Annotated in this window: 17 protein-coding genes; 12 read left to right on the forward strand and 5 right to left on the reverse strand. The window is 54.7% G+C overall.

The window, feature by feature from the left end:
• Positions 1 to 215: 215 nt before the first annotated feature.
• The 8 genes from R3C20_11025 to R3C20_11060 all read left to right on the forward strand — a co-directional run bounded on the left by R3C20_11025 (position 216) and on the right by R3C20_11060 (position 13,225).
• On the forward strand, positions 216 to 950 hold the full coding sequence (locus R3C20_11025; protein ID MEZ6041031.1) for a glycosyltransferase family 2 protein: 735 nt from the start codon (positions 216 to 218) through the stop codon (positions 948 to 950).
• Entirely contained in the window at positions 947 to 1,300 is a 354-nt protein-coding gene (locus tag R3C20_11030) for a lipid-A-disaccharide synthase N-terminal domain-containing protein (GenBank protein MEZ6041032.1), read from the forward strand. Before R3C20_11025 ends, R3C20_11030 begins: the two co-directional genes overlap by 4 nt.
• Complete coding sequence (locus R3C20_11035; GenBank protein MEZ6041033.1) at positions 1,297 to 3,030, forward strand: glycosyltransferase family 39 protein; 1,734 nt, start codon at positions 1,297 to 1,299, stop codon at positions 3,028 to 3,030. Before R3C20_11030 ends, R3C20_11035 begins: the two co-directional genes overlap by 4 nt.
• A gap of 79 nt (positions 3,031 to 3,109) precedes the next feature.
• The gene (locus R3C20_11040; GenBank protein ID MEZ6041034.1) at positions 3,110 to 4,069 is read left to right on the forward strand and encodes an ATP-binding cassette domain-containing protein; all 960 of its coding nucleotides are present in this window, start codon (positions 3,110 to 3,112) and stop codon (positions 4,067 to 4,069) included.
• Between the two features lie 4 nt (positions 4,070 to 4,073).
• Positions 4,074 to 5,027, forward strand: a complete 954-nt coding sequence (locus tag R3C20_11045; GenBank protein MEZ6041035.1) for a hypothetical protein — start codon at positions 4,074 to 4,076, stop codon at positions 5,025 to 5,027.
• Positions 5,024 to 8,170, forward strand: coding sequence for a VWA domain-containing protein (locus tag R3C20_11050; GenBank protein ID MEZ6041036.1), 3,147 nt, complete (start codon positions 5,024 to 5,026; stop codon positions 8,168 to 8,170). The genes R3C20_11045 and R3C20_11050 overlap by 4 nt, the downstream gene beginning before the upstream one ends.
• Position 8,171: 1 nt before the next feature.
• A complete protein-coding gene (locus R3C20_11055) occupies positions 8,172 to 9,548 on the forward strand; it encodes a DUF1501 domain-containing protein (protein MEZ6041037.1) in 1,377 nt (458 codons plus the stop codon).
• 368 nt (positions 9,549 to 9,916) lie between these two features.
• The gene (locus R3C20_11060) at positions 9,917 to 13,225 is read left to right on the forward strand and encodes an efflux RND transporter permease subunit (protein MEZ6041038.1); all 3,309 of its coding nucleotides are present in this window, start codon (positions 9,917 to 9,919) and stop codon (positions 13,223 to 13,225) included.
• A gap of 133 nt (positions 13,226 to 13,358) precedes the next feature.
• Here R3C20_11060 and R3C20_11065 read toward each other — a convergent pair whose 3' ends face one another.
• The 3 genes from R3C20_11065 to R3C20_11075 are packed head-to-tail and all read right to left on the reverse strand — an operon-like array spanning position 13,359 to position 17,143.
• Complete coding sequence (locus R3C20_11065; protein MEZ6041039.1) at positions 13,359 to 14,942, reverse strand: glycerol-3-phosphate dehydrogenase/oxidase; 1,584 nt, start codon at positions 14,940 to 14,942, stop codon at positions 13,359 to 13,361.
• 45 nt (positions 14,943 to 14,987) lie between these two features.
• Positions 14,988 to 15,602, reverse strand: a complete 615-nt coding sequence (pncA, locus tag R3C20_11070; GenBank protein ID MEZ6041040.1) for a bifunctional nicotinamidase/pyrazinamidase — start codon at positions 15,600 to 15,602, stop codon at positions 14,988 to 14,990.
• A 59-nt stretch (positions 15,603 to 15,661) separates the two neighbouring features.
• The gene (locus tag R3C20_11075) at positions 15,662 to 17,143 is read right to left on the reverse strand and encodes a nicotinate phosphoribosyltransferase (protein ID MEZ6041041.1); all 1,482 of its coding nucleotides are present in this window, start codon (positions 17,141 to 17,143) and stop codon (positions 15,662 to 15,664) included.
• Positions 17,144 to 17,370: 227 nt separating this feature from the next.
• Here R3C20_11075 and R3C20_11080 point away from each other — a divergent pair, with 227 nt between their 5' ends.
• Both R3C20_11080 and R3C20_11085 read left to right on the forward strand, forming a co-directional pair.
• Positions 17,371 to 19,509 (forward strand): MMPL family transporter, encoded by a 2,139-nt coding sequence (locus R3C20_11080; protein ID MEZ6041042.1) that lies wholly within the window; start codon positions 17,371 to 17,373, stop codon positions 19,507 to 19,509.
• 374 nt (positions 19,510 to 19,883) lie between these two features.
• Positions 19,884 to 20,885 (forward strand): pseudouridine synthase, encoded by a 1,002-nt coding sequence (locus R3C20_11085; GenBank protein ID MEZ6041043.1) that lies wholly within the window; start codon positions 19,884 to 19,886, stop codon positions 20,883 to 20,885.
• A 3-nt stretch (positions 20,886 to 20,888) separates the two neighbouring features.
• Here R3C20_11085 and R3C20_11090 read toward each other — a convergent pair whose 3' ends face one another.
• The gene (locus tag R3C20_11090; GenBank protein MEZ6041044.1) at positions 20,889 to 22,193 is read right to left on the reverse strand and encodes a hypothetical protein; all 1,305 of its coding nucleotides are present in this window, start codon (positions 22,191 to 22,193) and stop codon (positions 20,889 to 20,891) included.
• 117 nt (positions 22,194 to 22,310) lie between these two features.
• Entirely contained in the window at positions 22,311 to 23,519 is a 1,209-nt protein-coding gene (locus tag R3C20_11095) for an MBL fold metallo-hydrolase (GenBank protein MEZ6041045.1), read from the reverse strand.
• Positions 23,520 to 23,656: 137 nt separating this feature from the next.
• On the opposite strand from R3C20_11095, the gene R3C20_11100 reads away from it, so the two are divergent.
• Together R3C20_11100 and R3C20_11105 are read left to right on the forward strand one after the other, a co-directional pair.
• Positions 23,657 to 24,481: an HAD-IIB family hydrolase gene (locus R3C20_11100; GenBank protein MEZ6041046.1), complete on the forward strand. Its 825-nt coding sequence runs from the start codon at positions 23,657 to 23,659 to the stop codon at positions 24,479 to 24,481.
• 37 nt (positions 24,482 to 24,518) lie between these two features.
• On the forward strand, positions 24,519 to 25,730 hold the full coding sequence (locus R3C20_11105) for a glycosyl transferase (GenBank protein MEZ6041047.1): 1,212 nt from the start codon (positions 24,519 to 24,521) through the stop codon (positions 25,728 to 25,730).
• Positions 25,731 to 25,732: the final 2 nt, after the last annotated feature.

Here is a 25,732-nt window from a genome sequence, read left to right on the forward strand (position 1 = left end):
AAGGTCGAAACTCGGCGTCAGCCAGTGATGTCGAGCAGACAGTTTGGAAAACTCACCAGCTCAGCAGCGCAGGAACAGCTAGCGCGTTAACAAGTTATCAACAACACTTGGGAAGGAAGGCATGGTAAGCAGAACTGAGTTTGACTAAAAAAAAGGCAAGCCAGAGAATCGTCGCTCAGACAAACCAAACCCAGCCGTGGAATCAGGGGTCGATGATGTTGTCGGTTGTCATTCCAGCTCATAATGAAGCCGAAAACTTACCAGGATTGCTCGAGGAGATCATCGAAGCGTTCAAAGATGGGCGGACCGAGTACGAAGTGGTTGTGGTGAATGATGGAAGCAGTGATGAAACAGCAGGAGTGCTGACCGCGATACAGCAAACGATGCCACAGTTGCGAGTAGTGACACATGAGAAAAGTTGTGGCCAGAGTACGGGGTTGATGTCGGGCGTTGATGCAAGTCAGGGAGAACTGATCGCCACACTTGATGGCGATGGTCAGAATGACCCGGCAGACATACCCAGAATGCTGGAAACCTATCAGACGGGGACAATACCGTTAACCATGGTGGTGGGACACCGGCAAAAAAGGAAGGATGGGGGTTGGCGGCTATTCTGCTCGAAGGTAGCAAATAGCGTAAGAAGCCGAATGTTGAAAGACGCGACCCCGGACAGCGGATGTGGGATCAAACTTTTTCCAAAAGACGCCTTTCAGAAGTTCCCCCGCTTTGATCATATGCATCGATTCTTGCCGGCGTTGATGCGACGATTGGGCGGTCGAGTGATCTCCCAGACGGTCAATCATCGAGTCCGAGGCAGCGGTTCGTCACACTATGGGACACTCGGTCGATTAACGGCAGGGGTAGTGGATCTTGTCGGAGTCGCATGGTTAATGCACAGAAGCCGATTACCAGTATTAACGGACCAGAAGAAGGAGTCTTCAGGGCCATGACGTCGGAGCAGTGGTGGGTAGGATTTGGCTTGTTTGGCCAGGCGTTGTTTACTGGGCGGTTTATCGTTCAGTGGGTTTCCAGTGAACGGCAAAAGAAGAGCGTGATCCCAGTGGCATTCTGGTATCTGAGCATATCCGGAGCAACAGTGTTGTTAAGCTACGCAGTCTATCGACAGGACCCCGTATTCATCATTGGCCAGTCAACCGGTTTTGTCATCTACTTTCGCAACCTCCAACTGTTGTCCAGGGCTTCGCGGAGAAGCGAAGAGGAAGCAGAAGTTGTGACGTTGCCGATGGTACGGACAGAAACAAGGTCAACAGCTGAGCAACCATCAAGACGAGCGGCATGACAGAAGATCCCAGAGATCTTCCCCGATTGTTTTTACCAGTCGCATTAATGCTGGTATTAACAGCATCGGCATTGATGTCACGGCCTCCTCTGCCGGTCGATGAAACACGATATCTGTCGGTAGCGTGGGAGATGCATGAGTCCGGTGACTGGTTGGTACCACACAAAAATGGTGCCACCTATGCACACAAGCCGCCACTATTGTTCTGGATAATGAATGCACTGTGGCTTTTGACCGGACCGACCGGATGGTCAGCCAGGTTGGCCGGCCCGGCGATGGCCGTAGTCAGCATACTGTTCACCTACCAACTGGGAAAACAGCTCTGGAATCGAAAAGATGTGGCTCAGGCTGCTGCATTGATTCAGACATCTATGATGCTGTGGATGGTGTTTTCCACACTGACGATGTTCGACACGTTGCAGACAGTCACTGCCCAAATGACTTTGCTGGCATACCAAGACATAGCAAGCCGGGGGTTAAGAAAACGCAGCATCCTGTTGGCGTCGGCTGGCATAGGGCTCGGAATACTGGCAAAAGGGCCGGTGATATTCGTCCATGTGCTGCCAGTAGCTTTGTCAGCTCCATGGTGGTGTTCAGCGTCTCTAAGAATTGGGCGATGGTATCTGACAGTGGCGATGACGATCGTATTTGGCGGTATTATCGGATTGAGCTGGGCTCTGGCGGCTGCAGCGAGTGGCGGTCAGGCTTATGCAGAAGAATTACTCTGGGGGCAGACAGCCAATCGAGTGGTCGAATCGTTTTCCCACAAACAGCCCTTTTGGTTCTACCTGCTGGTGCTTCCGATAGGTGTGCTGCCGTGGCCGCTTTTCTCCAGATGTACGGCTAATCTGATGTCAGCAATTCGGGATCGAAGCAACCGATTTTGCCTGGCAGGCATAGTGGGTACGCTCCAGGTGATGTCTTTGGTAAGTGGTAAACAGCCTTATTACCTTGTGCCGTCTATACCCCTGGTGGCATTGTTGATCGCCCGAACAATGATGACGAACGCGACACGGGTTGAACGCAGCGAAAAGTATCTCCAGGTGGCAGCAACTTTGTTTGCCGCCGTGACACCAGCCGTGGTCAATATGGTCCCGCAGTTGGCAGTGACCCGGCTGAACAACGTTTGTCCAACGATCTACAGCGTGGCATTGGTTTTGGTATCGCTGAGCGTTTTGATTCCGGTACAGGAAACACCGATCAGAATGATTCGTCATCATGCAACAGCATCGGTGATGTTTCTGAGTGTGCTGGTGGTCGGACTTGGTAATGGCTTCTGGCAGGAGTTCGATCTAAGCCCAATGGCTCGGTTCGTACGGGTTCAGCAAGAAGCAGGAGAAGCGGTGTTCTGGTATGGGGGCTATCATGGGCAGCTGAACTTTATGGGCCGACTGGAACAGCCGTTGGTAGAGGGCCCGAAAGAAGTGTTGCTGCAGTGGGTGAAAGAGAATCCCGGTGGTGTGGTGGTGATGAGAGCCATCGACGACATACGGGACTTCAGCGAACAGAATCAGGGTGATGATCAGCGTCGTGCAGCGATCGAACGGCAATTGCAACAGACAGGTTTTCCGGACCAGCCTCTGGTAGTTGAGAAAGTTCTCTTTGACCAGCCCCTCCGACGGGGACTGAGCGTCGGGGTCATCGCGGCGGTACGATTGAGGTTCACGACCGACGAACGGACGACAGAAACTCAGGGAAAACAGGGAAAAGAAGCGTCAGAGACTCTTTGATTGCTTCGTGATTTGTGCGTAGCTTACCAGCGGCGACGATGGGTGTTGCCGCAGTTCAGGATAAGCGAGGCAGCCAACGATGCAAATCACCGTAACGAACCTGGTTCTGTCCGGGAGTGATCGCCCTCGCCTGAATAACGTATCGCTGAAAATCAGGGACCAATCGACGGCAATTGTCGGGTATTCCGGAGCAGGGAAAACGTCGCTGTTAAATGTTCTGGCAGGATTTGAAGTGCCGGATAGTGGCACGGTGGATCTGAAGCGAGACCGGACGGATAGCAGCCTGCCCCTTTTCTGGGTGCCTCAGAACGGAGGGTTATGGGCACACATGACGGTCAGGCAACATCTGACGACTCTGGAAAACGCTTTGGAATCGCAAAAACTGGCGATTTCGACAGACGAATTGCTTTTCCGGATGGATCTGCAGCAGCGTCAGACGGCGCGCCCGGGACAGTTGTCTGAAGGTGAGCGATCCCGGCTGGCAATTGCCCGGGCTCTGGCATCCGGAGCAGAAATGCTGCTGCTGGATGAACCTTTGTCACACGTCGACCCGGCTCGTCGTGAAAAGTACTGGAAAGTGATCACAGAAATAACAGAAACACACGGAATTAGCCTGGTCTTTTCTTCGCACGAGCTCGAGGCAGTGATCCGGGAATCCGAACAAGTCATTTGTATCAACGAGGGACAAATCATCTATCATGGCCCGACGAGAACGCTCTACGACAATCCACCCGACCGAATACCCGGAGAGTTTCTTGGCAGGTTAAACTGGTTCACAGCTGGCGAAGCGTGGAAGTGGTTGCAGCAGGAGATATCCGAAGACAGTGTCGGTATCCGCCCGGAACGAGTGATTCTACGGCCGGATCCGTCGTCATTGCTGGAGATCAGCGAAACGCGGTACTCAGGGCACCGATCCGAAACATCGATCGTGAACACACAAACAGGGGAAGGTCGATCCCTGCTGCACCGTGTGGAAGTCAGCAACTTAGGGCCCGGAGATCGGGTGAAAATAGAATGGTTGGCTGTTGATCAAGACTGAAAGCATGCAAAAACCCTCAGCAAGTAGTTCGATTCTCCCGGAACAAGCTGCATATCTGATTGCGCTGATGGTTTTGGTGTTTATCAGTGGATGCGGTGACGTGGCCGCTGATCCGCAGCTTCACTTCCGTCGGTTTGATGCATGGAAAGTTCCGGCAAATGGTCATCATCTTCCGGCGCCGAGGGCACTGTATTCTGATGAAGCGGACACAGTCTATGCTCTGGATGACGCTGGGCGAGTGCTGGTGTACTCACCCAAAGGAGAGCTCTTAAGAAGCTGGTTCATGCCGGAATACTCGATCGGACGGGCGGAGGGGATTATCAAGCTGCTGGACGGACGTCTTGCCGTCGCTGATACGCATTACCACCGTGTCGTGATTTTCGATGCTGATGAGTCAGGTGCAGTCAGTTACATGTTTGGCACAGAGGGCAATGAGGACGGTCAGTTCATCTTTCCAGTGTCCATTGCTCAGGATCCGGCCGGATTCCTCTACGTTGGTGAATATGGGGAAAAGCAGAGGATTCAGAAATTTACCGTGGAAGGCACCTACGTCAGTCAATTTGGATCTCATGGAACCGACGAAGGACAGTTTCAGCGTCCGAGCGCAATCGTATGGCGGGACCAGAAGATCTTTGCGGTGGATGCTTTCAACAATCGAATTCAGGTGTTCACAGATGACGGGAACTTTGAACGAGTGATAGAGCTTTCTCCGGCATCCGCACCGCTGGCGTATCCTTACGATCTGAAAGTTTTGCCGGACGGTCGGATGTTTGTCGTGGAGAATAAAGGTTCACGCGTCACTATTATGCACGACGACGGAACCATAGAAGGACGGTTCGGAAAACCAAGCCGAGGCGTGGACGGGTTTTACACACCGTGGGCGATCGCCGTTTTGTCTGATGGCAGGATTCTGGTAGGCGATACAGGGAATCATCGATTAGTGGAGCTCACACCGTGAAGACCTGGCAACGAATTCTGCGGCGCATAGTTCCTCCAGCCCGGCGGCCGGTCGGGTGGTATTCGGCGATACCTCTGGTCGTTTTCGCGGCGCTGTTTGCCATTATCGGCCTGTCGATCATTCCCGCAGTTTTCCGAGGCTTAACATCTTTTGCCCGCCGGGGATCAGAACCCGGAGCGCTTGCTGGGTTTCTGGACTGGACGCGCCCAGTCTGGGGAGCCGTTCCTGATCTGGAATATGGTCGACCCTGGGCCTTTATACTGGTGGTCGTAACACCCTGGATCTGGTGGATGCAGGCGGCCGGTCATTCGGGATTACCGGCCATTCGTGGCGGGTTTGCATCCTTTTGTCGGTTGATGATTTGTGGTCTTCTGATTCTGGTGCTGGCCGAACCACGGACAGTGCGAACAAGTGACGTCGTATCGGTGGTGTACACAGTTGATGTCTCGGATTCCGTGAATGAAGCCAGGAATCAGGCGATGGAGACGGTGGCGGCAACAGCCGAGCAGAAGCCCGTCACCGATCAGGCCGGTTTGGTGGTGTTCGGGCGAACGGCAGCAGTCGAGTATCCTCCCCGAGAGTCGTTTCCGTTTCAGAAGTTCATCAATTCACGCGTCAGTCAGGATGCGACCAATCTGGAACAATCACTGGCCCTGAGCGCGGCGATGCTTCCGGAAGAAAACAACGGCCGCATCGTATTGATCAGCGACGGGACGGAAACGATCGGACAGCTGAAAGACGTGGTCGATGACCTGCAGTCACGCAACGTCGAAGTGAATGTGATACCCATAGAATATGACTACCAGCACGAAGTACTTCTGGAGCGACTGGATTTACCTCGATTTGTTCGACTGGGAGAAACGTATGAAGCGTCGGTGGTCCTGACCTCCCTGGCCAATGGAAAAGGCACGCTGGTGCTGGCACAGGGCGAAGAAGTTCTGGATCGCCGCGAAGTCGAATTCGGTCCGGGAAAAAGCAGGCATACTTTTCCGATTAAGGTCGAGACGCCCGGGTACTACGAGTACGAAGCAAGAATCGAAGTCCCCGCGGCCTTTGATAATCGTTCCGAAAACAATGTTGTCCGCAACTACCTTTTTATCGATGGTCCGGGTCGGATATTGCTGGTGACGGATCCTCAGGGCAACCCGCAGGAATGGTCGTCAATGCAAAAAGCTCTGCAGCAGGGCGAACGGCAGGTCGAAGTCTGCAATGCCATGGAATTTCCCGTGGATCCACTGTCTCTGATGCCATACGACGCCGTGGTATTCGCGGACGTTGCGGCTGATTCTCTCACAAACATTCAAATGCAGTCACTTCACGACGCGATCCGGAATCTCGGCGTCGGGTTCCTGATGGTGGGTGGGCCAAACAGTTTCGGCCCGGGTGGTTATCAGGGATCGGTCATAGAAGATGCTCTGCCGATTTCGATGGAGATCAGTAACAAGAAAATCCTGCCCAAAGGCGCGCTGGCCATCATCCTTCATACCTGTGAGTTTCCTGCCGGAAACAGTTGGGCAAAACGAATAACGAAGCGGGCCATTCAGGTCCTGAATGCGGAAGATCTCGTAGGCGCGCTGGCGTACGGCATGTCGGGTGAGGAATGGATCTTCGAGATGACCAAGGCCAGCGAATATGGTGAATTGTCTCGAAAAATCAATGCCGCCAGCATAGGCGACATGCCCGACTTTGCGGCAACGATGCAAATGGGATTGAAGGGACTGGTCGACAGCGACGCTGCCAGCCGCCACATGATCATTATTTCTGACGGTGACGCCAGTCCACCCAGCGATAAGCTCATCAAACAGTTCATCGACAATCAGGTCACCGTTTCGACCGTCGCTGTGTTTCCACACAACGGAGACACGCGAACGCTGGAAATGATCGCCGGCGTCACAGGAGGGCGATTCTACTATCCGTCAGACCCGAATCAGTTGCCATCAATCTTTGTCAAAGAAGCCAAGACTCTTCGACGGAGTCAGATTCAGAAGCGGACATTTGTGCCGGAGCTGGAGAACGTCGATCCAATGGTTCGGGATATTGGCGTGCCGCCGGAATTGCATGGATATGTCCTGACATCACCGAAGGATGACCCGCGAGCCACCGTCATTCTTTCCGCACCATCCTCCGACAAAGATGCTGCCATCACAGACGGAGAAAGTGATCCCATTCTTGCTGTGTGGCGATATGGATTGGGCGTCACGGCAGCTTTTACCTCGGATATGACGACACGCTGGGGTGATGACTGGCTGAAATGGGATCAGTTTCAGCAAATGGTTAATCAGATGATTACCCGCGTGGGTCGAGTCAAACGGGAACAGTTTCTTCGAGTCTACACCTACGTCAACGGCAACGAAGGGGTCGTTGTTGTGGAGGATTTTCATCCGGAAGAGAGTCTGCTGGATGTCACCGTCAGTGTTACGGGACCCAACAATTTTGACACCACCCAAAGCGTACGTCAGATAGCACCTCGACGTTATCAGACATCCATGGAACTGAAGGGTGAAGGTCGATACCAGGTACAAATCAGTGCAGTGGGGACCGATCGAAAAGAAACCGCTTACGCCGGGTTTATCGTGTCGTACTCACCGGAATATCTCCGTTTTCGGGCAAACCCTATTGTCCTCCGTGAAATCGCAGAACGAACCGGCGGCGAAGAACTGGTGGTGGATGAGAATGTCGAAGAACTGGCAAACAGGATCTTTGGCGAACGAAAACCCAAGCGCAGCAGCCGACCCGTATTTGACTGGTTCCTGATGGCATTGGCATGCATGGTGCCACTGGATGTCGCAATCAGGCGTGTTCAGATTGATATCATGTGGATCGCGAGGCTGTTCAGACGCAGCAGGAAGGAGTCGACCGCGACACTGGGCCAGTTACTGCAAAAGACGGGCGAAGTACGATCCAGCCTGGCAGGCAGAAAAGACGAAGGATCACGTCCGCGTCCGGCCCAGCCAGAACGACCCATGATGCCGCGACCCAGCATGCCCAGGCCGACAGCTGCCCAAAAGCCGTCCGAAGCGAACACAGGAACAGGATCACAGCCAAAGCCGGATCAAAACTCGTCTGCACCGGCGGGCGATGATGGCAGCACGACTTCGCGGTTGCTGGCAATGAAGAAAAAACGCGATCAGGAAGGGAAGTAGCATGCATTCGTTCATGACGAGACGCCAGTTTGCTCGATACGCAGGCCTGTCGCTTCTGGGCGCATCCGGATCCGGGTGGTTGAGCCAGTTGGCTGCGGCGACTTCAGTCGGTGTGGCAAAACCTCGTCGATCGTGCATCCTGCTGTGGATGTCGGGAGGACCCAGCCAGATGGAAACCTTTGATCCGAAACCAGGGAACGAAAATGGAGGTCCGACCAAGAGTATTGAAACGGCAGTGAGCGGGATTCGGATAGCAGAGAACCTGCCAAAGGTCGCACAGCATATGAAGTCGCTCGCCCCGATCCGGTCCATGTCGACTCGGGAAGGCGACCACCAGCGCGCAACCTACTACATGCGAACGGGTTATTTGCCGCAGGGGCCCGTTCAGTATCCGGCGATGGGTGCGTTTCTGGGAAAGGAACTTCGGCAACAGGAATGCGATCTGCCGTCCTACGTCAGCATTAGCCCCTTTCGAGCGTTCAGTCCGCTGGCCTATGGCCCGGGCTTTCTTGGCCCTGCCTGGTCTCCGCTTGTTGTTGCAGCTCAGCAGGAACGTGCGAGCCAGTCAGATCAGCCACCCGGCGATGGCACCGCGCCGTCAATGAATGAAGTCTCATTTGAAGTACAGAATCTGAAGGTCCCGGAGGCTGTGTCATCAGCGCAGGTCGACGCCCGGTTAAGTCTGCTGGCAGGAATGGAACATCGATTCCTGTCGGCCCGACCGGACAATCCGGGCGTCAGCCATCTGCAGTCGTACGATCAGGCGGTTCGTATGATGAAATCCAGTGCCGTAGGAGCTTTCGATCTCAGCCAGGAGGATGAGTCTCTGCGGGACGCCTATGGTCGCAACGCATTTGGTCAGGGCTGCCTGCTGGCGCGGCGATTGATCGAACATCAGGTCTCTTTTGTCGAAGTCACATTAAACGGGCTTGATGCAAATCCAGGAGCAGGCTGGGACACGCATGCTGACAATTTTGATTCTGTAAAAGCCTTGTGTGAGATTCTTGACCCGGCCTGGGCGACCCTGATGAGCGATCTCGAACAACGAGGACTGCTCGAATCGACTTTGGTGGTTTGGATGGGAGAATTTGGACGCACACCTAAAATCAACGAGAACACCGGCCGGGATCACTGGCCGGGAAGTTGGTCCACCGTGCTTGGTGGCGGCGGCATCCGGGGTGGTCAGGTTTACGGTGCGACAAGCGAAGATGGCATGGAGATTACACAGACTCCAGTGTCTGTGCCCAACCTGATGGCCACGATTTGCTCCGCTCTGGGGCTGGACCCGGCGTCCACAAATCTCAGTAATATTGGTCGACCTATTCCGCTGGCCGATCATGAGGCAACGACAATCAGAGAACTGATCGCCGGCGATTAGTTCCGGCAGATGCAGCCCGCAGGAAATGTGCTGCCGGCGAAGTACGACTCGCCAGGCACCGCTGCCAGCCATCCGGCATTGGCGGCCACGCGTCGTGTTCGAACACGACTTCTGAGATTTTCATCTGACGCAGAAAACGGACTGTTGAATACCGTTTTCAGTCGCCATCATTCAGATCGTACCGGGTCCGACGGTGTCTGGCTTTTCCCGCGGAAAGCCGGGTATCGATCCGAACCCCCGTTGACTTTCAGCGTCACGATAGCCGGTAAGCACATCGACAAAGGACTTTCCGGTAATATACGAACCGTAGTCCTACGGTTTAGTCATCCGCCAGTAACAGGCACAGCCTTCCAGGAAACAGAGAATCCATGTCGCTGCCATCTTACAGCGTGCGCAATCCGGTTCTGGTCAACATGCTGATGCTGGTGATTCTGGCAGCCGGATTTGTGTTTGCGTTCACTTTGCAACGTGAGATGTTTCCGGAATCACGTCCGAAAGGCTTGCTGGTCTCCGCTTTCTATCCGGGGGTACAGCCGGAAGACATTGAAAAGGCCGTGACGATCAAGATCGAAGAAGCGGTTCGCAGTATCGAAGGTATCGAGAAAATCGAATCCCAGGCCGGAGAGAGCATCAGCTTCACGACGCTGACGTTGATGCAGTCTGTTGATGATGTTGACGCTGTGCTTCAGGAAGTGCGTAACGAAGTCGACTCGATCGGTGATCTTCCCGCTGATCTGGAAAAGATCAGCATCCGAAAGGTGGAACCGCAGTTACCTGTGATCAGCATCGCCATTTATGGTGAAGCCAGCGAGTCCGCGTTAAAGAACGCGGCTCAGGATTTGCGTGATGAATTGCTGAAACTGCCGGGTGTCAGTCGAGTGCAGCTGGATGGCATCCGGGACGATGAGATCTATGTCGATGTACGACCCGACAAGCTTGTTCAGTACGACATAACGTTTGAAGAAGTGGCGAGTGCGATCCGTGCTACAAATGTTGACATCAGCGGCGGACAACTGAAGGGCGAACGCAGTACCATCGCGGTGAGAACGATGGGGGAAGAGCAAAACGCCCGGGATCTGCGCGACATCGTCGTCCGGTCTGATTCGTCTGGTCGATTGATCCATTTGTCGGACATCGCCGATGTGTTTGATGCGTTTGTCGATGACGATGTCAAAGGAGAATTCAATGGCAAGCCGTTTGTTAACTGTGTTATCTTCAAAGCCGAAGCCGAAGACGCTGTCCAGATATCAGCGGTAGTGAAAACGTACGTGGCGGCTCGCAGTGGCGAGCCCTACCAGGGACCATCCGCAGGATTATCCGGCGCTCAGGCGATGCTGGGCCGACCAAATCTGCACCAGATCTATGAGGAGCATCGGCAACGGCCTTTTCCGGATATCTATACATATCGACTGCATACGGACATCGCTCGCTTTGTTGAGGGCCGTCTGGACCTGATGGTGCGTAATGGAAAGGCTGGGTTGATTCTTGTTCTGTGTTCGCTGCTGCTGTTCCTGAACTGGCGCGTGGCCGTCTGGGTCGCGTGTGGTCTGGTGGTGTCGTTTCTGGGCACGTTTATTGTCATGTGGCTGCTGGGTGCGTCGGTCAACCTGTTAAGCATGTTTGGTCTGATCATTGTGCTGGGCATCATCGTCGACGACGCGATCGTCATCGGCGAAAACGTATATCGGCATGTAGAGGAAGGTATGCCAGCGTTCCAGGCCGCGATCCATGGCGCGCAGGAAGTGATGTGGCCGGTGATCGTGTCGGTTTCCACCACAATCGGGGCTTTCGTTCCCCTGTTCTTTATTCGAGGGCAAATAGGCGACTTTATGGGGCAGCTGCCTTTGGTGGTGATTTCGGCATTGTCCATATCACTTCTGGAAGCCCTGGTTATTCTGCCAGCCCACCTCAGACACCTGCCCATGCACCGGAAGCTGCAGAAAGTTTCAGGCGACGCGAGCAGTGAAGGGTCCGTCACCGCGCGGGTGCCTTCCAAAGACGGTCTGTTTCACCGCATCGGCGTGATCGGGCAGCAGGTGAAAGAAGGACTTCTGCAGAACATCCTGCAACGTCCTTATGAACGGGTCTTGCGAGTGTGTCTGACCTGGCGTTACGTATCGATGGCAGGTGTGATGGCCGCCCTGATTCTGGCGTTCGGATTGCTGGTCGGTGGCGTTGTGCGCTGGCAGTTTATCCAGGACATGGACAGCGAAACCATCATCTGCGCGCTGGAGATGCCGATCGGAACCACCGGAGATCGCCTGAAGGGTCAGTTGAAACGGCTGACCGATTTTCTGGTGGATGAACAGCGGTTTCCGGAGGTGATCAATGTACAGGCGATATCGGGTCGACAGTACGACGTCACTGGTGCAGGCTCCGTTGGTTTTGAAGACCAGAGTCATCTGGGACAGGTCGTCGTTGAAATCTGCCCGGCAGATCAGCGTTCCCGGTCGAGCAATGATTTGTTGAAGGAACTTCGGGAGTTCTGCAGCGAAAATCTGACGGGTATGAATTCCGTCCGCTGGCAGGCGATGAGTGGGGGACCCGGAGGAAACGATATCGAAATCAGCGTCTCCGGTGTTTCGGACACGCTGTTGCCAAAGGCTGTCGAAGACGTGAAACAGCTGGTAGCAGGCAAAGAGGGTGTATACGACCTGGACGACAGTCTGGATCTGGGCAAGAAGGAACTGCAATTGCGACTGCGAGAAGCGGCTATCCCAACCGGCATCACTGTTGGCGGGCTGGGTCAGCATGTTCGGGGCGCTTTGTTCGGGCAGGAGGCACGACGCATCACTCGCAACCGGGAAGACGTGCGCATTATGGTGAGGTACCCAGCCGGTTTCCGGGAAGACGCGTTCAACGTCGAATCCATGTGGATACCGTCTGCCGGTCCAACCGGGCAGAGAAGCTGGATCCCCATGGATGAAATTGCGGAAGTCGTACCAACCATTGGGTATTCCACAATTCATCGCTATCAGCAAACACGATCGGCGAAGGTGGTTGGATCGTTCGATGATTCGGGCGATGTCAGCACAACAGCCGCGCTGATGGAGATACAAAAGGAAATTCGCGAACAGATCTACCCGCGGTATCCGGGCATCAACGTCGAATACCTCGGCCAGGCCGAAGAAACCCGCAAGTCATTTTCTTCACTCTTGTTCGCTTTCCCGGTTGCGTTTCTGATCATTTACGGGATGCTGGCCGGATTGTTTCGTTCGTACACGCAGCCACTTGTTGTGATGGCCGCCATACCTTTTGGTTTCATCGGGGCAGTGCTTGGCCACTGGATCACGGGAGAAACCTTTACCATTTTGAGTGCCATCGGAATGGTGGCCCTGGCAGGTATTCTGGTCAACGATTCGCTGGTGCTGATCGATTTTATCAACCATCGAGTTCGCGAAGGTTTACCGATTTATGAAGCCAGTGTCGACGGCGCGAAGAAACGATTGCGAGCCATCTTGCTGACCACGCTCACGACCGCTGCTGGATTAATGCCACTGATGTTCGAAACCAGCATGCAGGCGAAGTTTCTGATCCCAATGGCCGTGACGCTGACGTTTGGTTTGTTATTTGCCACTGTGTTGACGCTGATCGTGGTACCAGCACTGAATCTCATTCGAGAAGACATTCTGACTCGGGTTTTCAGGATGTCGACGCAGCCGGAAAGCGTCGATTGAAACTCGGGAACACTTGCCATCACCATGGAGTAGCACAATGAATCCGGTGGATCCAGCAAAAGTCCAGAATCGCAGACAGTGGGGCGGCGTCATCACTAGCATTGCAAGCTCTTGATTCTGTGACGCCTGATGTTCAAACGGGAGGCAGGTAGCTCGTCGCGAGTTCGGTGAAATCGCGGATTTGTTGGACCCGCCAGCTGTCGGTTTGTTGCAATTCTGTTTGCATGATCTTTGCTACGACGGGTGCCGAATCTATTGCGGCCTGAGCATTCAGAAGGAGGGCTCTCAGACGTCGTGAAAGAACATCTTCGATGGTTCGAGCCATTTCCTGACGAACGGCCTGAACAACCTGGGCTTTGACATACGGAAGGCCTGGAATCAGCAGATCACTTCGCGAAGAAGCCTCATCAACCAGACTTGGGATTCCGGCTGCTGTCACATCGTTCTCGGACAGAGTTGCAGTGTCGGGCCGTGAATGGTTGATGACTGCAGAAGACCCGTGCAGTGGCAGGGTGGCTGTACGAGACGTTGCATGTGGTAGCGAGCCAATCGTCGCTGCTTTATTGATGACCTCTTCGCCCATCTTCCGATAGGTCGTCCACTTACCTCCGATGACGGTCAACAGGCCCGCAGGTGAGACGTGCAAATCGTGTTCTCTGGATAAGTTGGCGGTCGACTTTTTCCCGCCTGGTTGCCCCAGTAAAGGTCGCAGGCCGGCGAATATGGACTGGATGTCCGAAACGCCAGGCTTTCGCACAAGGTAGCGTCCCGCATGTTCCAGCAGGTAATCAATTTCATGTCGGCCGGGTTTGGGTTCCAGAGAGATGTGTTCGACACGGTGGTCTGTTGTGCCAAGCAGGGTGTGTCCTTCCCACGGGATAGCAAACAGGACACGACCGTCATCCGTGTCCGGAATCATGAGACCCTCATTGCCCGGAAGGAAATCGCGGCTAAGCACGATGTGTGATCCCTGACTGGGAACAACCTGAGGGCGATTTGAAATGGACTCAGAGAGGTCCAGATTCATCATAGAATCGGCAAAGACACCCGTGGCGTTGACCACAACTTTCGCTCGAACTTGAAATACTTGACCAGACTCGTTGTCACGACAGGCCACCCCGTTGATTCGGTTGCCCAGCAGAATCAGTTCGGTTACCGGGCAATAGTTAAGAACTACGCCGCCGCTCTGGACGATGGTTTGGGCGAGACTGATTGCAAGGCGGGCGTCATTGAACTGGCCGTCTGAGTAGGCAACGCCGCCACGCAAGCCCTGCGTGCTGAGCGTAGGTAAGGATTGAGCCACCTGTTCAGCCGACAATAAGCAGGAATTGCGGAGACCATCTCTGCCAGCCAGAAAGTCATAAGCTTTCAGCCCGGCCAGGTAATACCATCGCGAACCCCGGCGATACGACGGAATAACAAAACGCAGTGGATGCACGATGTGCGGGGCATTGTTTAACAGCCGAGTGCGTTCGCGGAGAGATTCCCGCACCATGCCTATCTGACCGGATCGCAGGTACCTGACGCCACCGTGGATCAGCTTGGTTGAGCGGCTGGAAGTTCCTTTCGCAAAGTCCGCCGCTTCCAGCAGGATAGTTCGATATCCACGACTAATGGCATCCAGGGCTGCGCCCAGTCCCGTTGCTCCACCGCCGATGACAACAACATCCCAGGTTGTCTTTTCGGCCAGCATCGAAATCATCAGGTTGCGATTCATTGGAAGGCTGTCGGCAAGAATGAGGACCGTTGGTGTGGAGTTCGGTTAAGGAGTTTCGGGGCTGATGGTGACACCGGCTGCGGCCATTTGTTCGACAGCAGCTTTGATGTCGCCCGTTTGCATCTCGACGCCGCGGCAACCAGGAAGAATCAGAGTCGTCTGAAATCCGGCCGTGACGGCGTCCAGTGCTGTAAAGCGGACACAATAGTCGGTAGCGATACCCATCACAGAAACGCGATCGACGTCGTTCGATCGCAGAAAGTCTGCAAGACAGGTCGCCTTTCGATGGCCATTGTCAAAGAACCCGCTGTAGCTGTCTATCTCGGGGTCCGTCCCCTTCTGAATGATTGTGTTGATGCGGGAAAGATTGAGGCCATCGACCAGTTTTGCCCCGAAGGAATTCTGAATGCAATGGTCGGGCCACGCGACCTGTGAAAGCCCATTCAGGTCGAAAACATCTCCGATCGAAACTCCCGGATGCTGGCTGGCAAAGCTCTGATGGTTTTTGGGGTGCCAGTCCTGAGTGGCAATGACCACGTCAAACTGAGGCATCCATTGATTCGCCAGAGGAATCAGTTCCAGGCCACCCGAAACAGCCAGGGCTCCGCCTTCAACAAAATCATTCTGCAGGTCGACGATGATCAGTGCATGCCGGGGCATTTGGTACTCCTTTCGGACAGAAAATCGATTGGACAGAGAATCGATGTCGCGTTATTCGATCACGGGGTCGCTTCAGCGATCATCCGGGATTTCAGATCATGGAGACTGCCTTCCAGACCGACGCGATAACGCTCGGGATTATCAAATCGCAGCACCGGGGGGTGAAGTTGTTGTAATTCACGTTGAGCCCGTGATCGAGCTTCGTCCAGGGAAGGCAGGTCTGCCACGACCTGGCCGTTTCGAAGCACCGGCTGAAGCAGATCTTCGCCGGAATCCTGGGCATTCATACGATGAGACCGCGTCGGGTTGGCCAGATCCACGATGGTAACATCGTTGGCAACAGGCTGAAGCAGATTCCAGATCATGTCTCCGGAAAAGAAACCGTGAGCGTCGCGGAATCGTCGCACCTGAAGGATTCCCGGCGTGGAAGTCTTAATTGGCTGCTCAGACAACTTCAGTCGGTGTTGCCAGTCTTCGATCACAGTGGAATTTTCAGCGGAAGCTTTGCGAATCGCTCCGAGCTTGTAGACACCCCCTAGTGCTGGTTGATCGTAGGCCGTGACGAGTTTCGTTCCGACTCCCCAAATGTTGATCTGTGAGCCCTGCGCTTGAAGACTTTCGATCAGACGTTCATCCAGATCGTTGCTGGCCACAATTGCAGCATCAGCGAAGCCTGCTTCATCCAGCATTTGTCGGGCTGTGATACTCAGGCTGGCCAGGTCTCCGGAATCCAGGCGAATGCCAACCATCTTGTGGCCGGCTTCTTTCAGGTGTTTGCCCACCTGGATGGCATGGCGAACACCGTCGATGGTGTCGTAGGTATCCACGAGAAACACGCAGTTGTTGGGCATCGCGGCTGCATATTCCCGAAATGCCGTCAGTTCGTCATCAAATGACATGACCCAGCTGTGGGCGTGTGTTCCTTTGACGGGAATGCCGAATCGTTTTCCGGCAAGAACATTCGAGGTTGCAGCACAGCCGCCGATGTACGCCGCCCGGCTTGCCGCCAGTGCTCCGTCGATGCCTTGTGCTCGACGCAGCCCGAATTCCAGCACAGGCTGTCCTTTCGCGGCTCGGCAAATACGTGATGCCTTCGTCGCGATCAGAGACTGGAAGTTGATGATGTTCAGCAGAGCTGTCTCCAGCAGCTGACATTGAAGAATTGGTCCGGAGATCCGCAGCAGGGGCTCGTGTGGGAACATCACGGTACCTTCCGGAACAGCATCCACATCGACCGACAGCTTCATGGTGTTGAGGTAGCCCAGGAAGTCCATCGAAAACAGCGGCTTTCCGTCGTTGCCTTCGATCGTTTCCAGAAATGCCAGGTCATCTGCATCGAAGCGAAAGGTGCTCAAGAAATCGACGACAGGTTTTAATCCGGCTGTGACGAGATATTCACCTCTGAACGGAGACCGTCGAAAGAACAGATGAAAGACGGCGGTATCTTCAGCCTTCGCCCGGGACCAGTATCCGTAGGCCATCGTGAGTTGATAGAGGTCTGTGAGCAATGCCAGCGATGCTTGTGAATCTGTAGTGATCATGCGGTTTTCGGGCTTCACAAAAAGATGCAGGGTCTGGTGAATCGTTTCCGACAATGGGACTGTGTGGACGATCACTGATGCTCTGGATTGTCCGGCGGTGCCTGCCTGAAAGAACAAACCCAGAAGCGAGACATGCCGAAACAACGAACGGTTTCACGCAAAGGAGCAAAATTCTTCGATAGCAAATAGGCCTTTCCTGTCTTTGTGCGTTTAGCAGGCCCATTTGCATGGTTTCAGAATTTTATCGCCGACATTCGATGGCTTTGCTGGTCGCCTGCGCGATTGCACTGCCTTTTCTTACCTGGTACGGCGAAAAGCTTCCTTCGAATAACGATATCGAAACCTGGCTGCCGGCAAAATCGGATCTCCGGACCGACTACGACGAGTTTGTCCGAACCTTTGGTGCGGACGAAGTGATTATTGTAGCCTTCCAGAAGCCATTTCCGGAGGCAGACCGATTGAACAGCCTTGCGGCGCGTCTTCAGGGTTTGAAGGGGGTTGCGTCCTGCTGGACTCGTCAGCAAGTGGCGGAAATGATGATGGCCAATGACGTAGATGGGCAAACGGCTCAGGACCGACTTGTCCACCTGCTGAAGGCACCGAAGGGCGACCTGGAAACATTGTTGCTGGTTCTGAACAGTCGCGAGTTGTCATCTCGTGCCATGTTGCTGGATGGTATTCACCGTCAGCTGGCTTACTGCGATCTTGGCAACGCAATCGTCGCGGGTGCTCCCGTAGTCGCCTCACAGCTGGACCTGCTGGGAAGCCGTGAAAGTTCCCAGACCCTGTTTGGTCTGACGCTGGTGATCTGCGGTGTTCTGCTTTATCTGAACGTAGGTAGCTGGAAGATTTCACTGGCTTTGATGGCGGCGAATGTGTTAAGCATTCAGACCACCTTGTCTGTGATGCACTTTCTGGGGCAGGAGATGAATTTTATTCTCTCTTCGCTGCCGGTGATGGTGATGGTCTTCACCACAGCTTCATCCATCCATTTTATTGGTCAGTATAACCACACGGCCTGCTATCCAGACGGGCTGGGCCGCGCGATGGCCTCTGTGATTCGACCAAGCGTTTTCGCTGCTCTGACCACCGTAATCGGCCTGCTCAGTCTGGTCTGGTCTGATGTCGGGCCGATACCAGTGTTCGGCAAGGCTGCAGCCATCGGTACGGTCATTTCCTTCATGGTTGGCATTGGACTGACGCCCTGCGTGCTGATGACGCTGAAATACCGGCCCCCTGAAACCGGGACTGGTCAGGAGTGGCTTGAAAGATTTGGTGTTCGCGTACTGAATCAGCCGTCTCGATTTCTGACGCCGCTACTGGTGCTGACCTGTGTGTGTGCGCTGGGACTGGGAAGTCTGAGATCGCTGATTGATCCTCTGGAGTTTCTTCCGGGGAATGATCCGGTTCTGCAGGATACTCTGCAGGTGAAGAACTCTTTGACCAGCCCAACCAGTATTGAAGCGGTGGTGGATTTCAAAGGAGAAGATTCATCATTCGTGTCGCGACTGCTGGCCATCCAGAGTATCGAAGAGACTCTGATGTCGCATCCGAACGTTTGTCATACCTTGTCACTTGCCGACTTCTTCCCGGCCGACGTTGTCGACACGGAATTGTCCGTGAGCCGACTGATCTCTTCGGCTGGCAGCAGTGCATCGAAGGGCTTGATCGCCGACGGCAGCCGCCTCTGGCGCATATCAATTCGATTGCATGAAGATTCGCCCTCCGAGATGCACGAGACGCTGGAGGGTTTAATTGCATCGACAGCCGGGCATGACATCAAGTTCACAGGTCTTGGACCACTGCTTGAACAGGCTCAGGGGGACATCTTTGAAGGGTTCTGGAAGAGTTTTTCTTCGGCCTTTATCCTGATCTCGATTGTCATGGTCGTGGCTTTGAGGTCTCCTTTGGCGGGACTTGTGGCGATGATCCCGAATTTGACCCCGATTCTCCTGGTCTTCGGGATTCTGGGATGGGCCGACTATCCGATCGATATCGGTATCATGATGACCGCGAGTATCGCGCTGGGCCTGGCTGTCGACGGAACATTTCATTTCCTGTTCAGCTATCAGGACTGTTTCCGTTCGACGAAGTGTCGCTACCGGGCGGTTCGTCGGGCGTTGATGCATACGGGTATGCCCATTATCTGCTCCGCCATCATTTCCGGAACAGGGTTGCTGGCTCTGGGACTGTCGCCGTTTCGTCCGACGATGCGTTTTGGCGTGTTGATGTTTTGTCTGTTGTCGACGGCCCTGATTGGTGATCTTGTGCTGCTTCCCGCGTTTCTGGCCCTGGGGACACGCCGCAAGCGACTCACTCGCACTTCTCACACGATCCCCATCACGCGCAAACAGATCGCGGCGTAGTTGGCACCAGGTTTTCGCTTTCTGGTGGGAATTCGAAAGAGGGTTCTCGGTGCACAGTCCGAGGACCGGTATAATCAGCCGATTGCCGCGAGGATTGTTCTTCGCGGCTCCTGGTTAGTGAATCTCTCTTTTGATCTGTGACAATGCCTCGCCATTCCAATTCGGGTCCTTCAAAGCCGGGCCGTAAACATTCCTCCACGTCGAACTCCGGAGGATCGCGCAAAAAAACGGGCTCATCCGGGCGCCCTTCGCGTCCCGCAGCAAAGAGAGCGCCTCGTCGAGACCCATCGAAAGGCCGCGGCGCCGCAAGAGCCGGAGACAGAGACGAAGCTATCCTGCCCTTCGCGCCGGAACGAGGTGTGGTCCTTCCGGGAATGCGATCTGACGCGGGTCCGGATGAAGCGGTAGAAGATGATCGTGAACGCATGCGCCTGCAGAAGTTTCTGGCAACCGCAGGCGTTGATTCTCGCCGTAATTGCGAAGAGTACATTCGTACGGGGCGCGTCACAGTCGACAGTCAACCCGTGCTGGATCCGGCTTCCCTGGTGGATCCGGAATCTCAGGATATTCGCCTTGATGGCGAACGGCTCAGGATGCCTCGCTACAAGTACTTTCTGCTGAATAAGCCCAAAGGAGTGCTGTGTACCAGCCGGGATCCACAGGGACGGCCTCGGGCGATTGATCTGGTCCCTTCGCAGGGACGCCGTTTGTTTACCGTCGGTCGGCTGGACGAAAGTACCGAAGGGCTGTTGCTGATCACGAATGATGGTGATTTAGCGGAGCGACTGGCCCATCCTCGATTTGAGGTCGTTCGGCGATATCGATGTCATGTTGCAGGCGTGCCGACGAATGACACGTTGAAGCAACTGCGAGAAGGGATGTACTTTTCAGACGGATTCTTTCGCTTTCGGGGTGTCCGAGTGCTGAAGCGAAAAGGCCGAAGCGTCATGCTGGAACTGGAATTGCGGGAAGGCAAGAATCGCGAAATCCGTCGGCTGCTCGCAAAGGTCGGCCACAAGGTGATTACGCTGGAACGAATAGCATTCGGGCCGTTGCGGATAGGATACCTGAGCCCCGGGAAGTTTCGAGAACTGCGTCCAGCGGAAATCGGCCAGCTGAAACAGGAACTGGAACAGATGGAGAAACAGCGGGTCGTGGATTCCAATCGGCGACCACTTCGAAGACCGAAGGCCGATCCCGCAGAAAGCACGCCCGATCAGGGTGAGACCAGCAAAAGTGACGCTCGCCCGTCGCCTCGAAAGCCAGCGTCCTCTGTTGGCCGACCAGGCGGAAAGGGAGCTGCCCAGAAACGCGGAGGACCAAAGAAGCCGGCCCCTGCGATCAACAAGGGTCGAGATCGTCGCCGCAATAAATAAGGTTCACACGCCGCCGTCAATCGGCTTTCCCTCTTCGTGTCGAACCGTGTTTCGGCTCAGGAGAAGGATCGCCCCAAGCCAGACGGGCAGAAACAAGATCCATACTTGTGACATGCCCAGCACCCCCATCGAACGGACGCAGAGTCGGATGAGTACACTTGCGGCGGCTTCGGTCGCCGGTTTAACAATTCCATTCGCGACAGCGTTGTACTTTCGCTGCATTGGTATCTCGAGCGGCAGGAACAGTTCTGCCGTAGCGACGTCGTAGATCGATCGACGGTACACATCCCCTGCTCGAGCGATTGTGACAGCAAGCAGGGATGAGAGATATTCGCGGGACTGAAGCAGCAAAAGAGCGATCAGTGCACACAGAACCGGAAAGGCCTGCAGTGCTCTGCTGGTCCCGATTCGATTCAGAAGCCTGCCGGTGGCAAACAACTGAATCATCAGAATCAGCGAATCTGTGACGGCATAGAACCGGGCAAAGTACGCGGTAAGCAGTGCCTCATTTGACTGAAAATGCACGGCGGCAATGGACTTCCATTGATAGCTGATCATCGTCAGGACCAGTGATTTGCATGCCGTCATCGTCATCAACGCGATCAGAAATACGGTGTTGTTTGTATTTCCCGTCGAGGTGAGAGGCGGATTTTCAATGTTGTCACGAAAAGCCGTTTGCTCTGAGAGCCGACGTTGCCAGGTTGATCCGGAACGGAACAAAGGGAACGACAAAGTGGCAACGGCGAACAGATCCAGTCCGCATAAGAAAATCAGCCAGGTGCGACCGCCCAACGCGAGTATTTCGCTACCCATCACGATTCCGGTTGCGATTCCGGCCATCGGGGCCCCTGCAGCAACAACCGCGAAGGCACTCTTTGCCCGCTGGTGCTGAAACACTTCCGCCAGCAGCGATGTCAGCTGGATTGTGTTCAGACAACCGCGAACTTCGGCCAGAATATACAGCAGACTCACTGCCCAGATTCGAGTTTCGTTAAGTCCGTCGAGCCAGTCCAGCAGCAGTGTGGCAGTCACCAGACTGATGCGAGTGGTGCGAGCAATTCGAAGGATGCGGACGGATTTCCCCAGTCGATTTGCGAGTGCCGCCGAAAGACCCACAGCGATCGCGGAGAACAGGAACATCTCCGGAAGTGAACTGATGCCTCGCTGCGATAGAAACAGACTGTCTCCCACAGTTCTCGCAACGAAATACGATGAGGATGTCAGGAAGCTGTAAAGAAACAACAACCCGACAGCCCGCTGCTGCGGTAGGGGAATTCCCAGAACATCTCGAACGAAGTTTTTGAACAATCCAGAACCTTAAAAAGTGCGAGGCCGCGCGACATCAGGCCGCGCGGAATGGGCGACTGCTCAGGGAATGCCTGTCAGAAGAAGCAACATCCAGCGAACGTTGGAAAATAGTGGCGCTTAGTGTTCGGATCGAGTGGCGTAGGTGTGTTGCGTGGCGGCCGGCCCAATCCGAACGGTGTAGCTCTGCCCGTCCGCAGCCACCGATGCCTTCACCCATTCGCCCTTGCAGCCTTCAGTCGGGCCGTGGTTTGCGATGAATTCGGCAGGTGCCTGTTTGGATGCATCCAGCTGAACATTCTGGTGCAACTGAAATAGATTCTGCAGAGACTTTACCTCGCGCAATGTCTGCATCGTTTGCTCTGCTCCCCCTTTGGTTGGTCCGTTGCACATCACAGCCACAACCGGATCGATTGCCAGGACAAGAGCCGGGTTGTTGCTGACGGGCAGGCCGTGATGGGTCACCATAAACAGATCCACCAGTCCGATTCTGTTTGTTGGTGTGACGAGGTCGGCTTCCACATTCCAGGTGAGATCGCCACAGGTCAGAAAACGGAATTCCCCGAAAGTAAAGAGTAGGCTGAGGCTGGCAGCATTGTCCGAGGGATCGTGGGGTTTTGGCAGATGCCGACTGGCATACGGGTTTGGCTTTCCTTTGTCATCGATCACTGCGCGGCCGGATGTGAGTACTCGGACGGAGAGCGGTGTGTTGCCGGATTGGAGGGGGATCGAATCGCCCGCGGCAAGTGACTTTGATGCGTTCTGGCTTGCGCTGCGATAGGCGGCAATTCGTTCGTGGTAATTGGGGTCTTCCTGAAGTTCGTCAGGGATCCCACGGTCCCAGAATGTACCGATGCCAAACTCCGCCTGAAGAGCCGCGTGGTTGCCGTAGTGATCCAGATGCCAGTGCGAAACGACCGCATGATCAATGCGGGACAGTCCGGCAACGTCTTTGGCAACGTGAATGATACGCTGCAGGTCGCGCCCATGGTTATCCGGATAGCCGGAATCGATCAGCATCGATTCACCCGAGGGAGTGACGAGAAGCGTCGCCGCGCCTCCTTCGACGTCGATGAAGTAGATATCGAGCCGCTGATCTTTTTCAGAAGCAGAAGCGGAACCGGCAAGAAGGACAACAAAACCGGCTAGGAAGTGGTGTATTGCAAATGGTTTTTGAACCCAACTCAGCATCAGGACATCCTTAATGTTCAATGGTTGGCATAGAATGGGTGTCAATTCACCCAACGCCGTTGCACCCCCAACGTTGTTGAGTGATGCATAGACGCTTTCGATCATGCGAATCAGAGCCTTCGCCTGCCATCGGGTCAAGTGGTTGTGTCATGTCTTCGCGCAGCGGGCCTCTGGTCGTCGAACCGGGGATTCGTCATTTCTCGCCGTTGCGATCGAGGTGTTCGATCGCAACGCGACGGCTTGCCGTCGTCGCAGGATTCGTTGAGAGAGAACAAATGCAGTCTGGAAAACGGAAACTCATCGTCTTTACTGATCTTGACGGATGTTTGCTGAACAAGCACGACTACGACTGGTCTGCGGCCGCGGGGACTCTGCAGGAACTCCGACGTCGAGCAATCCCCGTCGTGCTGAATTCCAGCAAAACGGTCGCTGAGATGCGGGAGTTATCATCTGAGCTGGGCCTCGACGGTCGAACCATCATCTCAGAGAACGGTGGAGTGATCTGCTGGGGAAAAGAAGTGCCGAAACTGGCGGGCTCCGTCGAAGTCATCGGTTCCGTTCGCCGGGACATCGTTCGCCTGTTAGGGACCCTGAAAGACAGATATCAGTTTCGCTCATTTGAAGACATGGGCCTTGATGGTGTGATGGAAGAGACACAACTCCCCCGGCATCGAGCATCCCTGGCCATGCAGCGTGAGAGCACGGAACCGTTGATATGGGAAGACACAAATCAGGCGCGTGAAGATTTCGAATCGGTTTTGCACCTGCACGGCTTTCACCTCACGAAGGGAGGAAGATTCTGGCATGTTGCCGGAGATGCCAGTAAAGGAACGGCCATGCAGAAAGTGACCAGTGAATTTCTTCGACAAAGTCTGCTATCGTCCCCTCAGGAGATTCTGCTGACAGCGGCTGTAGGAGACAGCCCGATAGACCAGAGCATGCTGGATGTGGCAGACGTTCCGATAGGAATTCCAACCGACCGGGGGCTGGGAGTGAGAATTGATGCTCGGCGTGGCATCGCGGCGACGCTGGTCGGTGCAGCCGGATGGGCCGAAGCCGTCACCAGATTACTGCGAGAGTTTGACGAACCGTCGGGCTGAAAAGCGACCAACGCACCTGATTAGAAAGCACGAATACATGGCGGATTTTGCTCAGGACGGGATCATTGGGACCCTTCATAACCTGCGAAACCGATCGACGGAAGAACTGGAAGCGGATCTGTTACGGTTCTCCGAAGAGACGCCGATGTCTCTGTTGCTGCCATGTCTTTACTCTGAGCTCGAAGGGCCGGCGATGGAGCACATCGTCGACGAACTTGCCAGGATAACGTATTTAAGCGAGATCATCATCGGACTCGACCGGGCAAACGAGCAGCAGTTTCTGGCAGCAAAGAAGTTCTTCGAACGCCTTCCGCAAAACTACGTTGTCCTCTGGAATGATGGAACACGTCTGCGACATGTGGATGCCGCACTGCAGGCAGAGGGATTGTCGCCAATAGAACCTGGAAAGGGCCGTAATGTCTGGTATTGCCTGGGCTATTTTCTGGCCTCAGGTAAGTCGAAGGCTGTGGCTTTACACGACTGCGACATCCTGACGTACGAACGGTCTCTTCCGGCTCGTTTGCTGTACCCGCTGGCCCATCCGTCTTTCAATTATCTGTTCTGCAAGGGCTACTACTATCGGGCGGCGCAGGGGAAACTGAACGGTCGGGTCTTTCGGCTTCTTGTGATTCCATTGATCCGTGCGATGAAGACCGTGCTCGGTAATGTGGAATTCCTCGATTACATGGGGAGCTTTCGGTACGCCCTGTCGGGAGAATTCGCGATGAAGTCTGAAGTGATTACATCGCTGCGCGTGCCAAGTGACTGGGGACTGGAGATCGGTACGCTGTCGGAGATGTATCGCAACTGCAGCCTGAACCGAATCTGCCAGGTCGACATTGCCGACGCCTACGATCACAAGCACCAGCTTGTCTCAGAGGACGATCGAACGGGAGGCCTGCATCGCATGGCGAATGACATCTGTAAAGCTTTCATCCGAAAGCTGGCGGTGGAGGGCGTCGTGATCAGCCGCAGCATGCTTCGAACTCTCAAGGCCTGCTACTACAGAACCGCCCTGGATCTGGTTCATCACTATCACAATGACGCTGCGATGAATGGCTTGAACATGGATCGGCACCAGGAAGAATCAACGGTGGAGCTGTTCAGTCGCGTCCTGGTAGCCGCGGGGGATGAGTTTCTCAGTCGGCCGGACGAGAGTCCGTTTATTCATAACTGGTCCAGGGTCACCAGCGCTCTGCCTGATATCTATGAACAGATCCTTGGTGCAGTGGAAGCAGACAATGCGTGATC

This window comes from Planctomycetaceae bacterium, from assembly GCA_041398825.1.
Classification (GTDB): Bacteria; Planctomycetota; Planctomycetia; order Planctomycetales; family Planctomycetaceae; genus F1-80-MAGs062.